The organism is Serratia sp. BIGb0234 (assembly GCF_024809915.1).
In the GTDB taxonomy this organism is placed as follows: domain Bacteria; phylum Pseudomonadota; class Gammaproteobacteria; order Enterobacterales; family Enterobacteriaceae; genus Serratia; species Serratia liquefaciens.
In genome coordinates, this window is record NZ_JANUEI010000003.1 from 356,555 (window position 1) to 370,151 (window position 13,597).

14 protein-coding genes are annotated in these 13,597 nt (G+C 56.5%); 8 read left to right on the top strand and 6 right to left on the bottom strand.

The window, feature by feature from the left end; translation table 11 throughout:
- Positions 1 to 241 precede the first annotated feature (241 nt).
- On the top strand, positions 242 to 1,039 hold the full coding sequence (locus M2407_RS14535; protein ID WP_122080245.1) for an alpha/beta fold hydrolase: 798 nt from the start codon (positions 242 to 244) through the stop codon (positions 1,037 to 1,039).
- A gap of 151 nt (positions 1,040 to 1,190) precedes the next feature.
- Entirely contained in the window at positions 1,191 to 2,639 is a 1,449-nt protein-coding gene (locus M2407_RS14540) for an amidohydrolase family protein (protein ID WP_259218489.1), read from the top strand.
- Positions 2,640 to 2,687: 48 nt separating this feature from the next.
- On the opposite strand, the gene dkgA is transcribed toward M2407_RS14540, so the two are convergent.
- Complete coding sequence (dkgA, locus tag M2407_RS14545) at positions 2,688 to 3,512, bottom strand: 2,5-didehydrogluconate reductase DkgA (RefSeq protein WP_128864565.1); 825 nt, start codon at positions 3,510 to 3,512, stop codon at positions 2,688 to 2,690.
- Positions 3,513 to 3,780: 268 nt separating this feature from the next.
- Positions 3,781 to 4,944, bottom strand: coding sequence for an alcohol dehydrogenase (gene yqhD / locus M2407_RS14550; protein ID WP_020828656.1), 1,164 nt, complete (start codon positions 4,942 to 4,944; stop codon positions 3,781 to 3,783).
- 222 nt (positions 4,945 to 5,166) lie between these two features.
- Between yqhD and M2407_RS14555 the strand changes: the two genes are divergently transcribed.
- The gene (locus M2407_RS14555; RefSeq protein ID WP_218167687.1) at positions 5,167 to 6,054 is read left to right on the top strand and encodes an AraC family transcriptional regulator; all 888 of its coding nucleotides are present in this window, start codon (positions 5,167 to 5,169) and stop codon (positions 6,052 to 6,054) included.
- 20 nt (positions 6,055 to 6,074) lie between these two features.
- Here M2407_RS14555 and M2407_RS14560 read toward each other — a convergent pair whose 3' ends face one another.
- A complete protein-coding gene (locus M2407_RS14560; protein ID WP_020828654.1) occupies positions 6,075 to 7,103 on the bottom strand; it encodes an NAD(P)-dependent alcohol dehydrogenase in 1,029 nt (342 codons plus the stop codon).
- 108 nt (positions 7,104 to 7,211) lie between these two features.
- Here M2407_RS14560 and M2407_RS14565 point away from each other — a divergent pair, with 108 nt between their 5' ends.
- A complete protein-coding gene (locus tag M2407_RS14565; protein ID WP_116691732.1) occupies positions 7,212 to 8,132 on the top strand; it encodes a LysR family transcriptional regulator in 921 nt (306 codons plus the stop codon).
- Between the two features lie 27 nt (positions 8,133 to 8,159).
- On the opposite strand, the gene M2407_RS14570 is transcribed toward M2407_RS14565, so the two are convergent.
- Together M2407_RS14570 and metC are read right to left on the bottom strand one after the other, a co-directional pair.
- Entirely contained in the window at positions 8,160 to 8,822 is a 663-nt protein-coding gene (locus M2407_RS14570; protein ID WP_046372619.1) for a DedA family protein, read from the bottom strand.
- Positions 8,823 to 8,976: 154 nt separating this feature from the next.
- Complete coding sequence (gene metC / locus M2407_RS14575) at positions 8,977 to 10,173, bottom strand: cystathionine beta-lyase (protein WP_116691733.1); 1,197 nt, start codon at positions 10,171 to 10,173, stop codon at positions 8,977 to 8,979.
- A gap of 458 nt (positions 10,174 to 10,631) precedes the next feature.
- Here metC and exbB point away from each other — a divergent pair, with 458 nt between their 5' ends.
- From exbB to M2407_RS14595, 4 genes are all read left to right on the top strand, one after another.
- On the top strand, positions 10,632 to 11,606 hold the full coding sequence (gene exbB, locus M2407_RS14580; protein WP_020828650.1) for a tol-pal system-associated acyl-CoA thioesterase: 975 nt from the start codon (positions 10,632 to 10,634) through the stop codon (positions 11,604 to 11,606).
- A gap of 3 nt (positions 11,607 to 11,609) precedes the next feature.
- Complete coding sequence (gene exbD, locus M2407_RS14585; protein WP_020828649.1) at positions 11,610 to 12,032, top strand: TonB system transport protein ExbD; 423 nt, start codon at positions 11,610 to 11,612, stop codon at positions 12,030 to 12,032.
- A 138-nt stretch (positions 12,033 to 12,170) separates the two neighbouring features.
- Entirely contained in the window at positions 12,171 to 12,431 is a 261-nt protein-coding gene (locus tag M2407_RS14590) for a type II toxin-antitoxin system ParD family antitoxin (RefSeq protein ID WP_046372621.1), read from the top strand.
- On the top strand, positions 12,431 to 12,724 hold the full coding sequence (locus M2407_RS14595; RefSeq protein ID WP_259218495.1) for a type II toxin-antitoxin system RelE/ParE family toxin: 294 nt from the start codon (positions 12,431 to 12,433) through the stop codon (positions 12,722 to 12,724). The genes M2407_RS14590 and M2407_RS14595 overlap by 1 nt, the downstream gene beginning before the upstream one ends.
- Before the next feature lie 50 nt (positions 12,725 to 12,774).
- Here the strand turns inward: M2407_RS14595 and M2407_RS14600 are convergent, their stop codons facing one another.
- A complete protein-coding gene (locus tag M2407_RS14600; RefSeq protein ID WP_020828646.1) occupies positions 12,775 to 13,593 on the bottom strand; it encodes a shikimate 5-dehydrogenase in 819 nt (272 codons plus the stop codon).
- Positions 13,594 to 13,597: the final 4 nt, after the last annotated feature.

The window sequence follows — 13,597 nt, forward strand, 5'->3', positions numbered from 1 at the left end:
GTGTTGTGACTATTCATTACTCACCGCCTATAAAAACGCCATATAGTCAAATTATTGCCTTACCGTACCATCACAAACAGGAGGGGGGAGATGAGCGATTTCCCGCTTGAACCGCCACACAATTTTCCTCGCCGGCTGGCAGAGCATAAGCATCTACTACAGTTCTTGTGGGAAACGGCCAAATCTGGCCGGATCGCCATTCACCCCTGCATCCCACTTTCTGCATGATGAGGGAACAAGCATGAGCATGAAAACGATAACGCTGGGCAGCAATTCATTCGACTACCAGGACAGCGGCAGCGGGGACACCACCCTGCTGTTGCTTTCCGGTTGGTGCCAGGATCACCGGCTTTTTAAACACCTAATACCGCTGCTGGCGCAACACTATCGCGTACTTAATATTGATTGGCGCGGGCACAATGCCGCACGGAGTTATGACGGCGATTTTGGTATGGATGATCTCACGGCCGATCTGGTTCTGTTTCTTGACCGGCTGGATGTTGAGCGCTTGATTCCGCTCTCTACATCCCATGGCGGCTGGGCCAACATCGCTTTAAGCCAGCAACTGGGCCCGTTGCGGGTACCGAAAACCATCGTGGTGGACTGGTTGATGACCGGAGCTTTTACCGATCTGCTGCAGAATTTACAGCAGAGCCAGCGGCCGGAAAGCTGGCAACAGGCGCGAGATGCCCTGTTTGCGGAATGGGTAGCCCATACGGATAACCAGGATGTGATCAACCATGTCCAACAGGAAATGGCCGGATTCGATCAGGAGATGTGGATCCGTTCTTGTCGGGAAATCGAGTTGGCCTATGGGCAATTTGGCTCTCCCCTGCAACGCCTGGAACAGCTCACCCCTGAGCGTCCGGTAATGCACCTCTATTCACAACCGCATAGCGCAGAGTATGACCAGTTGCAGCGCGAGTTCGCCCAACGCCACCGCGGGTTCAATCCGGTAAAAATTGCGGGGGCGAGTCATTTCCCCACCCTGGAATCGCCGGACAAAGTGGTGATGGAAATCCGGTCATTTATTGGCTAGGCAACATCCCGCCGTAGCAACAGCGCTCCTAATGATGAGCAGATTCATAAGAATGTGCGTAGCCGTATTTATGTCGTTCGGCCTGTCTGCCGTGATTAAACCACCGACATTGTGCACGCCTGTTTTCCAGTGGGTAATCAGGAGGTAAAACATGAGCATGCAGGCCGATCGTAAGGTCATCACTGGCGGTCATATTATCACCATGGATGCAGAGTATGGGGAACTGCCCCAGGGGGCGCTGCTGATTGAAAATGGCCGGATCGCAGCGCTGGCGGAAAACGCAAAGGCGTTTAGTCATCTGGATGCCGAAGTGATCGATGCGCGTGGTGCGATCGTGTTGCCGGGTATGATCGACAGTCATCGCCACACCTGGATGTCGTTGTTTCGGGGGATCTCCGGCGATATGTCGTTGCCGGAATTTCTGGCGAATACGTTTTATGGGCTGGGGGCCTTGGTGACCGCCGAGGATTTGTCCACTGCCACCCTGGTGGGGGCGCTCGAGGCCATAGACAGCGGGGTCACAACCATCCTCGACTGCTGTGACTGTGTGAATAGCCCGGATCATGCCGTCGCAGCGATCGAATCACTGCAACAATCCGGTATCCGTGGCGTGTATTCCTATGGATTTCAGGTTTATGATTTTCAGCCCGCCGGTTTTTCCAGCCATCAAGAACGCGTCAATTTTGCCGCTGAATTGCGCGAGCGTTATTTTAGCGACGATCAGGGTTTGTTGCGTATGGGGACCTTGCTCAGCGATTTTGGCACCGTGCCCTTTACGCAGACTGCGGCGGAGATCCGCATGGCGCAGCAGCAGGATATCCTGATTGCTTCTCATACCGGCGCACTACCGAATAGCCGGTTATTGAAAGGGTTACAGGAGCTTGACGATCATCAATTGCTGCAGCCCGGTCACCTGCATATTCACTGTTCCGGTCTGACCGATCCCGAATGGCGGCTGTTGGCTAAAACCGGCGCTAAAGTCAGCATCGCCCCCGAAACTGAAATGCAAATGGGCATGGGCTTTCCTCCCATCAGAGCCTGTCTGGATCACGGGATAGCCCCGGCGATCAGCACTGACATTGTCTGCGTGGGGTCTGGGGATCTGTTTTCGCAGATGCGGCTGGGGCTGCAAACCCAGCGCTGCCTGGATAACCATCAGCACCATATCCGTGGGGAAGTGGTTTCTGAACTTTCTCTCTCGGTGGGGGATGCGTTGCGTTGGGCGACCCACGGCAGCGCGGCTGCGCTGGGAATGGAGACAAGTATTGGTTCGCTGACGCCGGGAAAACAGGCCGATGTGATTATGCTTAAACATCAGCGGGCGATGGTGCCTTCTTCTTTCCCAAGGGCGAGTAGTGTGTTGCAGTCCCATGCCGCCGATGTAGATACGGTGATCATCAACGGCCAGACCCGCAAGCGGCATGGCGAACTGGTGGGACAGGATATGGCCGCCATCCGGCAACGTGCCGCTCAGACGCTGGCGCGTATTCAGCAGGCGGCGCTCGGGCGCGCAGAGATCACCGGAGCAGAAGCGGTTGCCTGGCTTAGGGAGGCGGAGCGGAGAGCGTCGGTAAATCTGGCGGAGGCCTATCGCCGATAAGCGTATTTTGGATGATGCTGCGCCCGACCGAAGCCGGGCGCAGGGAGATTACAGTGAGTCCGGATCCGGCCCCAGGCGGTTGCCGATATCCAGTTTGGCAATTTCGGCCAGTTCGTCTTTATCCAGTTTGAAGTCGAAGACTTCGAAGTTTTCACGAATGCGCGCTGGCGTGACCGATTTCGGGATCACGATCAGCCCGCTGTCCAGGTGCCAACGCACCACGATTTGCGCCGGGGTTTTCTCGTATTTTTCCGCCAGGTTTTTGATCACCGGTTGGTCGAATACCCCTTCGCCACCCTGTGCCAGTGGGCTCCAGGATTCGGTCGCAATATGGTGGGTTGCGTTCCAGGCGCGTAGCTGACGCTGTTGCAGCAACGGGTGCAGCTCGATTTGGTTAATCACCGGTGCGACATTGGTTTCGTCCAGCAGGCGCTGCAGGTGCGGGGTGTGGAAATTGCATACCCCGATGCTTTTGACCAACCCCTGCTCGCGCAGTTTGATCAGCCCTCGCCAGGCGTCGACATATTGGTCCTGCTGCGGCCTTGGCCAGTGGATCAGATACAGATCGACGTAATCCAACTTGAGTTTTTCCAGGCTGGTTTCCAGCGCGCCTTGCGGGTCGCCCTGATCGTCGTTCCACAGTTTGGTGGTGATAAACAGCTCATCGCGTGGTATTGAGGTGGATTGCAGTGCTGCGCCAACCCCTTCCTCATTCTTGTAGATTGCAGCGGTATCGATCGAGCGATAGCCCACCTCCAGTGCTTTAAGCACCGCCTGGGTGGTTTCTGAAATACTCGCCTGCCAAACGCCGAGACCCAACTGCGGCATCAGATTACCATCGTGGAGTTTGATGATGGGTTGTTGCGTTGTCATGCGTATCTCCTTGTCAACGGATTGCCCGGTGCTGCATGCACCGGAAACGGCTATTAATAAATTCTAGTTGGCAAATTGGGGGAGTGCTGAGTTTGCTAACCAAATTCCAGCGCTGTCGGGATAGGGCGGCTACAGGTCATGTTTTCTCCCATGGGTTAATCAGATGAGGATCGGCAGCGCGAATAGCGCATTGAACTGCGCCCGATGAAGCGTCGGGCGCAGGAGAGAAGTTGAAACTAAAGCCTAGCAGGAAATAGGCGGTTTGCGATTAACGCGCCGCGTTATAAATGCGTTGGCTGACTTCGAGGGTGATGTCTTGATGCTCGCCAAGTGCTGTCATGCCGTGCTGATGCAGTTTATCAAGCAACGCCGGGATAGAGCTGCCGTCGAGCTGGTAATCCGCCATGCGGGTCGGTACGCCCATTTGTTCGAAGAAGGCACGAGTGGCGGCGATGGCACCGTCGATACGGCTGTCTTCACTGCCATCGCGCAGGCCCCAAACGCGGTCGGCGTACTGCAGCAGTTTTTCGCGTTTCTGCGCTTTTTTCTCGATCAGCAGCGCAGGCAGAACAATCGCCAGCGTCTGGGCATGATCCAAACCGTGCATGGCGGTCAATTCGTGGCCCAGCATATGGGTTGCCCAATCCTGCGGCACACCGGCGCCGATCAGACCGTTCAAGGCCATGGTTGCGCTCCACATCACGTTGGCGCGCACCGCATAGTTTTCCGGCTCGGACAGCGCGCGCGGGCCATCTTCCAGCAGCGTCAGCAGCAGGCCTTCGGCAAAGCGATCTTGCACCTTGGCGTCGACCGGATAGGTCAAATACTGCTCAATGGTGTGGACAAAGGCATCGACTACGCCATTGGCGATTTGGCGCGGCGGCAGAGAGTAGGTTACTACCGGATCCAGCACCGCGAACAGCGGTTGCACGTGTGGCGAGAAGAAATGCTGTTTGTCGCCGCTGCTTTTGCGGGTGATCACTGCGCCGCTGTTGGACTCAGAGCCGGTGGCCGGCAGTGTCAGTACGCAGCCCATTGGCACCGCGCCTTTGATTTCACTGCCCACGGTTTTCAGGATGTGCCATGGATCGGCATCCGCCTGATAGTGGGCCGCTGCGGCAATAAACTTGGTGCCATCAACCACGGAGCCGCCGCCGACCGCCAGCAGGAAATCGATATTCTCTGCGCGCACCACTTCGACCGCTTTCATCAGCGTTTCGTAGGTTGGGTTAGGCTCAATGCCGGAAAACTCCTGCACGTTGCGGCCCGCCAGTGCGGCATAAACCTGATCCAGCACGCCATTTTTCTTCACGCTGCCGCCACCGTAGGTGATCAGAATGCGTGCGTCGGCAGGGATCTGCTGTGCCAGGCCGGCGATTTGGTCTTGGCCGAACAGGATTTTGGTTGGGGTATGAAGAATAAAGTTTTGCATGGGTAATTTCTCTTCTGCATGTGGCAAGCGCCGCTGGCGCAAAATATCTGAGGTGTATTGTCAGTAACTTGGCTCAGCAGCACAATGCACATTCCTGCCCGAGTCTTGCCTATTCCTACAAAGCGTTGTAGAAAAATAGAGTTTTAAACTATTATTTATGCCGAATTATTCTTAATGTAAGAGGGTGTTTCCGTGAGCGAAATCGATGAACTGCGCGGCCGCATGGCGCGCCAGGCGGCCTGCTTTGCCGAGAGCAACGGTTACACGCCCTCGCCGGTGCCGCTGGTGAAAATTCTTTATGTCGATCGTCATTGCCCGCGCCAGCCGGTGATGTATGAGCCGGGTGTGGTGATCATTTTCCAGGGGCACAAGGTCGGCTACTGCGGTAATCGGGTTTTCCAGTATGACCCGCGCAATTATCTGTTGATGACGGTGCCGTTGCCGTTTGAGTGCGAAACCTTCGCCAGCCCGGAATTGCCGCTGGTGGGGCTGTCGGTGAATATCGACAGCCAAATGCTGCAGGACCTGTTGATCGACATCGGCGATGACGACTACCTGGTGAAGCCGCGCAGAGAAAGCAGCGGGGTGAACCTGGCCGAGCTGTCGGAAGAACTGTTGTGCGCTACCGAACGCCTGCTGGATGTGATGGCCAAACCGCTGGATGCACGCGTACTGGGGCCGCAGATTGTACGTGAAATTCTCTACCACGTACTGCGCGGAGCCTGTGGCGCCTCATTGCAGGAATTGGTTAATCGCCATACCCACTTCAGCCAAATCGCCAAGGCGCTGCGGCGTATTGAGAACCAATATGCGGACAACCTCAACGTTGAGCAGTTGGCGGGGGAGGTGAATATGAGCATCTCGGCGTTTCACCATAACTTCAAGGCGGTGACCAACACCTCGCCGCTGCAATATGTGAAATCCTATCGCTTGCACAAGGCGCGTTTGCTGATGGTACACGACGGTTTGAAAGCCAGTACCGCGGCGATCCGTGTCGGCTACGAAAGCGCTTCGCAGTTCAGCCGCGAGTTCAAACGTTTCTTTGGCGTGACGCCGAGTGACGAAGTTGCCCGACTGCGCGAAAACCCTCCTTTAATGATGGAAGGTTAATCTCGCCGCCGGGCAGTGATTCAGCGCGTCAGCACAATTTTACCGAATGCTCCGCGATCGAGGTGATCGAGCGCCTGCGGCAATTGATCAAAGCGGTAGCGCTGGTCGATCACCGGCTGTAGGGCATTAACGTCCACCGCACGCACCAGATCTTCCAGTGCGCGGCGGTGGCCGACACCAATACCCTGAATGACCGGCGATTTCATCAGCAGCGGCCCTGCGGGAGCCGAAACTTCAAAGCCCTCCAGCGCCCCGATCACCGAGATACGCCCGTGCACCGCAACGGCGCGTACCGAATTACCGAGATTAGGGCCACCCACGGTGTCAATCACGTGGTCGATGCCGCGATCCTGGGTCAACTGGTACACCTTTTCTACCCAGTCCGCAGTCAGACGGTTAATGCCATGATCGGCACCCAAGGCTTTGGCTCGCGCCAGTTTTTCGTCGCTGCCGGAGGTAACATAGACCTCGGCACCCAGCATTTTGGCGATTTGCAGCCCGAACAGCGCCACGCCACCCGTGCCCTGTACCAGCACCGACTCTCCGGCGTGCAGCTGGCCCTGTTCCACCAGCGCGAACCAGGCGGTCAGTCCGGCACAGGGCAGGGTACTGGCCTGCGCATCGTCCAGCGAGGTGGGCGCAGCCGCCAACCAGTCTTCGTGCAGCACCACGTATTCCGCCAGCATGCCCTGATAAAAGCCGCCCAGAGTGCGGTAGGGTGGGATGCGCGCATTACCATAGGGTTTTTGCCGGCCATCGATCCAGCCGGGGCTAAAGGTGGAAATCACCCGTTCGCCGGGCTGAAAACGGGTGACGTCGGGCCCAATGGCGTCGACTTCACCGGCCATGTCGGAGGCTGGCGTGAAGGGCTGCGGCAGTTCTAGTCCCATGCCGGTTTCAATGACCAGTTTGTCGCGGTAATTGAGCGATACCGCATTCACTTTCACTCTGATCTGGTGCGGTCCCGGTTGCGGTATGACGCTTTCGTTCAGTTGCAGGTGTTGGCGCCCCAGGGCGTCCATTGTCCAGCGTTGCATTGTTTCGGCCATGATTGACTCCAAAGTCAGCGATAAATAGACCTGCTGATAATATCGTTGATAGAAGTTCGCCAGTGGCGATAAGATTTCCTTTGATTGTTTCTTTCAGGGCTACAAATCATGAGCGATCGATTGAACGGCATTTCGGTATTTGTCACCGCGGTGGAGGCAGGCAGTTTTGCGCTGGCGGCCAGCCGGCTACACCTTTCGCGTTCGGCGGTGGGGAAAACCATCGCCCGCCTGGAGCAACGGTTGGCCGTTCGCTTGTTTCATCGCACGACCCGCAGCCTGAGCCTGACCGACGACGGTGCGCTGTTTTACGAACGTTGTCTGCGGGCACTGGAAGAGATACGTACCGCAGAAATGCTGCTGGAGTCGGGGAAGCAGCAGGTCAACGGCAGGCTGAGGGTGTCGATGCCGGTGCTGTTTGGCCGCATGTGCATTGCGCCGCTGTTGACCAGTATGGCGCGTGAGCATCCTGGGCTGGAGCTGGAGCTGTCATTCAACGACCGCGTGGTGGATTTGATTGAGGACGGTTTTGACCTGGCGATCCGCAACGGTACGCTGGTCAGTAGCAGTGGGTTGGTGGCACGGCGCGTTGGCGACCACCGTATGACATTGTGCGCGGCTCCGGAATATCTGTTGCGCAGCGGCGAACCCAAAACCCTCGAACAGTTGGCACAACATGATGCGGTGACCTACATGCGCGCCGGCGTGGTTCGCAACTGGACGCTTCTGGATGCCTGCGGAAAAGAGCAGGAGGTGATACCGAAGAAAGGGTTACAGATGGATGACCTGCAGGCTATTGCGGATGCCACGGTAGCGGGGTTTGGCATCGCCTGGTTACCTTGCTGGCTGGTGCGCGAAGCGTTGTTGAAAGGGGAATTGGTCAGGCTGATGCGCAATCGGCCCGGCATGTCATTCGACGTTCACGCGGTTTGGCCGCAAACGCCACATTTGCCTTTGAAAGTTCGATTGGCGGTGGATACGCTGGTGAGCAAGCTGCCTCCCAGACTGGCGTTGGTTGAAAAAGCGCTTTAAGGGCGACGATGGCCGCCCGTCTGGGTATCAGGAAGAGGCGGCGCGTTTTTTACGCCAGATAACCAGCATGCCGCCCACCAGGCCAACCAGCAGCAGCACCAACGGCAGGATCATCAGCCCGGTCATCACCTGGCTCTCATAGCGTTTAACCAAAGGGATCTGGCTGAAGGCGTAGCCGAGGCCGACCACTGCACCTACCCAAATCACCGCGCTTAGCCAGTTAAAGAACTGAAAACGGGTGCTGTTCAGGCCAGAAATCCCGGCCATGGTGGGCAGCAGGGTACGAACAAAACCCAGAAAACGGCCGATGACCAGCGCCGTCAGGCCATGGCGGTTAAACAGGTTGTGTGCACGTTGGTGATACTGAGCGGGCAGTTGCAGCAACCAGCCTTTGACCAGATTGGTATGGCCCAACCAACGGCCCTGCAGGTAGCTCAGCCAGCAGCCCAGGCTGGCGGCGACGGTCAAAATGATCAGCGTCGGCACAAAGGCCATCACGCCTTTGGCGATCAGCGCGCCGGATAACAGCAGCAGGCTGTCGCCGGGTAAGAAGGAAGCTGGCAGTAGTCCGTTTTCTAAAAATAGAGTGGTGAAAAGCACCGCATAAACCACCCAAATTACGCTGGGATCGGCAAGGGCAATGAAGTCCTGCTGCCAAAGCGCATGAACAATCTCTCGTAATACATCCATTATTTATCCTGTTGCATACCGGTTGCGCCTGGCTTCAGGGTATCCAGGGCACAGTGTTGGCCGTATCTGACAGTTACCCGCCTAGTGTAACGCTAATAGCTTAAGCACACATTAAACAAGGCGAATAAAGTTGCCGATGCAAGCAGGCGTTCTGTTAGCGCGTATTGGCAATTCGGTCGAACCCGGCGGCGAGATCGGCGATCAGATCCTGCACATTTTCCAGGCCGATATGCAGGCGTACCAGAGTGCCGGAGAAGTCTATGCCACCCGCTGGGCGAATGGCTTCCAGTTCTTCCGGTTGGTTAGCCAGGATCAAGGATTCAAAGCCGCCCCATGAATAGGCCATGCTGAAGTGGCTGAAGTTATCCAGAAACTCGGCTAACTGCACGTCGCTCAGGCGCTGTTTCAGCACGAAAGAAAACAGGCCGTTGCAGCCGTTAAAATCGCGCAGGTAAAACTCGTGGCCCTTGCAACCGGGCAGCGCCGGGTGATTGACCACTGCCACCTCTGGTCTCTGGGCCAGCCAATGCGCGACTTCGATGCTGCTCTGCTGGTGCTGCTTCAGGCGTACGCCCAGGGTGCGCAAACCGCGGCTGGCCATATAAGCGGTATCGGCGTCTACCATCTGGCCCATCAAATAAGAATATTCACGCAGTTGGTCCCAACAGCGCTCGTTAGCCACGGCGGTGCCGAGCATGTAATCGGAATGGCCGATAATATATTTGGTACCAGCCTGAATCGAAATGTCGATATCAAAATCCAGCGCCTTGAACAAAATGCCGGCCGCCCAGGTGTTATCGATCATGATTACCACTTCAGGTGCCACGGCGCGAATCGCCTGCACCATCGCCGGGATATCCTGGATCTCCATAGTGATCGAGCCGGGTGATTCAAGGAACACCACACGGGTATTGGGTTGAATCAGTCCGGCGATATCGGCGCCGATCAGCGGGTCGAAATAGGTGGTTTCCACATTCATGCGGCTCAGAATATGGGTGCAAAAGTCCTGCGTCGGCTCATAGACGGAGCCGGTCATCAGCAGATGGTCGCCCGCGCCGACAAAGGACAGAATGGTGTTGGAGACCGCCGCCGCGCCGCAAGGATAGAGCACGCAGCCTGCGCCGCCCTCCAGCTCGACCATCGCATCCTGCAACGCGAAGTGGGTCAGGGTGCCGCGTCGGCCGTAAAACAGCTCGCCATGAGCACGTTTGGCGGTAGCCTCTTTTTTGGCCGCCACGGAGTCAAATACCAATGAAGAAGCGCGTTGGGTGACGGGGTTGACGGAGCCCTGGGTATAGCGCTTGCTGCGCCCGGCGCCAATCAGGGTAGTTTCGATGTTTTTAGACGTCATAGGAGCGGGCTCACCTTTGCTTGATCTTCACGGGCCATTTGCAATAGCCCTTACGTTAGCATGACGCTTTATAGCCATCCAGACGTTTTAACATCCAAATGTAGAAACGGCTATAATCTTCTGCTCAATCGTGCTCTCGCATGCCATCCTTCTGCCTGACGACGATAACCAAGCGAGTTTATCGGTGAGTCCGGGATGTAACAGTAAAATGCGACAAATCCCCTATCTATGTTGCATCCCTGTACGGTAAAAGTGACGAAATAGCCCTATAAAGGGTGCATATAGGCCCGAACAGGCGGCGAATGGGTTCGCCAGGGAGCCATAAGTGCGCCGCAGGAGTAATTTTCCCGATTATTTGGTAAATAATAATGAGAACTACTATCAATCCCTGATTGGTTTGATATGATCGCACGCTGAATTATTCCTCAATTTTGATCGGTAACGGGTGGAGGCACAGCGTGAAAACGGCTGGCAAGAATTTAAATCAAGGATCGTTCGGTCAGGGCCGGGCGCAATGGGGCCAGGCGTTCGGCCGTGGTCTGTTAGCTTCAATGGTATTGGTGGCAGGTCTGGCCGGCAGTGCTCATGCGGCACCGGCGACTAATCCGGCCGTTACCGAAAGCGTGGCTCCGGCTGCCAGCGCGCCTGCCGCGGCAGCGCCTGAAACCCTCACTCCGGTCAACCCGCAACCGACCATCCAGCCGCCGGAAACCCGCGGTATGGACCTGTCCGTCTGGGGTATGTACCAGCATGCGGACATCGTGGTGAAAATCGTGATGATCGGCCTGGTGCTGGCGTCTATCGTCACCTGGACCATCCTGTTCTCCAAGGGCAGCGAACTGTTCCGCGCCAAGCGCCGTCTGCGCCGCGAACAGCTGGCGTTGGCCAACGTACGCTCGCTGGACGAAGCGTCCGAACTGGCGCAGAGCTTCTCGGACGAGAGCATCAGCTCCGTGTTGCTGAACGATGCGCAAAACGAACTGGAGCTGTCGGCGGCGTCCAACGACAACAACGGCATCAAGGAACGTACCGGTTTCCGTCTGGAGCGTCGCGTAGCGGGCTACAGCCGTAACATGGGACGCGGCAATGGCTTCCTGGCGACCATCGGTGCCATTTCGCCGTTTGTCGGTCTGTTCGGTACCGTTTGGGGCATCATGAACAGCTTTATCGGCATCGCCCACTCACAAACCACCAACCTGGCCGTGGTTGCGCCCGGCATCGCAGAAGCGCTGCTGGCTACCGCACTGGGCCTGGTCGCCGCTATTCCGGCGGTGGTGATTTATAACATCTTTGCCCGTGTGATCAGTGGTCACCGCGCCCAGGTTGGCGACGTAGCGGCGCAGGTTCTGCTGCTGCTGGGCCGTGATTTGGATCTGGCCGCCACGGCGGAAGCCAAACGCTCACAGCATTCACACCAACTGCGGGTGGGGTGAGTTATGGCGATGCGCTTAAATGAAGATCTGGACGACAGCGGCGAACTGCATGAAATCAACGTGACGCCGTTTATCGACGTCATGCTGGTGCTGTTGATCATCTTTATGGTGGCCGCGCCGCTGGCAACGGTAGATATCCGTGTCGATCTCCCGGCGTCCTCCGCCAAACCTCAGCCGCGTCCGGAAAAGCCGGTGTTCCTGTCGGTGAAAGCGGACAAACAGCTCTACGTTGGTGAGCAGGCGGTCAGTGCAGATCAACTGACGTCGGTGCTGGATCAACGGACGCAGGCGAACAAAGAGACCACCATCTTCTTCCAGGCGGATAAGAGTGTGGACTACGAAACGCTGATGAGCGTAATGGATACGCTGCGTAAAGCCGGCTACCTGAAAGTGGGGCTGGTGGGGATGGAAGGCACCGCCAAGTAGCGGGCTGGCATCACCCAGGATTAGAAGGGCGCTCAGGCGCCCTTTTTTATTGACTGAATTTCGTACAGGGGCTTGACGCATTGCCGACAAATGAAAATACTAATAGATAGTAATTAACACTACTTTCCGGAGTCGGCCATGCCAACTAGCATTGCTTTAAGCCCTCATTTTGAAAAGTTCGTTCATGAGCAAATTGACAGCGGACGTTACGGCAACGTCAGCGAAGTGATACGGGCAGGGCTGCGTCTGCTTGAAGAACATGAGCGCGCGATGAAAATTGAAGAGTTGCAAGTGGCCATTGTACAGGGAGTTGAAAGTGGTGAGGGAGTCCCGGCGGATGAGGCGTTTGCGCGCTTGCGGGCTAAATACCAACGGATGGTGGATAACGGAAGTGACTGATGAGGCTAACAATATCGCCGGCAGCGATATATGACATTGAAAGTATTGGCGATCATATTGCACAGGATAACCCGGCCCGGGCGCTGAGTTTTATTTCTGAACTGTATAACCAATGCCAGCGAATCGGCGAGTCGCCGGAAACCTACCAAAAGCGACCTGAGCTTGGTCGGGACGTCAGGATCAGCGCCTACGGCAAATACCTAATCGTTTTCACAACGATACAACGTAATGTCAGGATCGAGCGAGTACTTCACGGTGCGAGAAATATTTTGCGTCTGCTGGCTCATCGCTAGGCCATCAAGGCCACTCAAACGAACCGCGGCCCTGGCGTTGTTTAGCGTTTTTAACCGCGAGCGTGCGCTGCAGCACGGGCGATTTGCTCATCGGTAGGACGTACGCCGGTGTAGAGGACAAACTGTTCCAGCGCCTGCAACGCAATCACTTCTGCCCCGGTAATCACCTGTTTGCCGTGCTCACGTCCGTAACGGACCAGCGGGGTTTCCGCAGGCAGTGCCACCACGTCGAAGACGATTTTCGCCGCATCGACAGTCGCGGGCGCGAAAGCCAATTGCTCCGCTTCTGCACCGCCGGCCATGCCGATTGGCGTTACGTTGATCACCATATCCACTTTTAGCTCATCGACTTGCGCCTGCCACTGATAACCGTATGCACTGGCCAGAGCCTGTCCGGCCTGCGGGTTACGGGCGATGATATGGCCATTTTTAAAACCGGCGTCACGCAGTGCCGCGGTCACCGCTTTTGCCATACCACCGCTGCCGCGCAGGGCAAAGGCGGTTTCTGTCGGGATTTGGTACTGGGCCAGCAATTTGGCGATGGCGATATAATCCGTGTTATAGGCCCGCAAAAAACCGGCGTCATTGACGATGGTATTGACCGATTCAATCGCCGTTGCGGAAGCGTCCAGCTCATCGAGGAAAGGGATGCAGCTCTCTTTGAACGGCATGGAAACCGCGCAACCACGGATGCCCAAAGCCCGTACGCCGCCCACTGCCGCCTGGATATCCTGGGTAGTGAACGCCTTGTAGATAAAGTTCAGATCCAGTTCCTGATACAGATAGTTATGAAAGCGAGTACCGAAGTTGCCTGGGCGACCGGCCAGCGACATGCACAGCTGGGTATCTTTGTTAATCTCACGGCTCATGCTG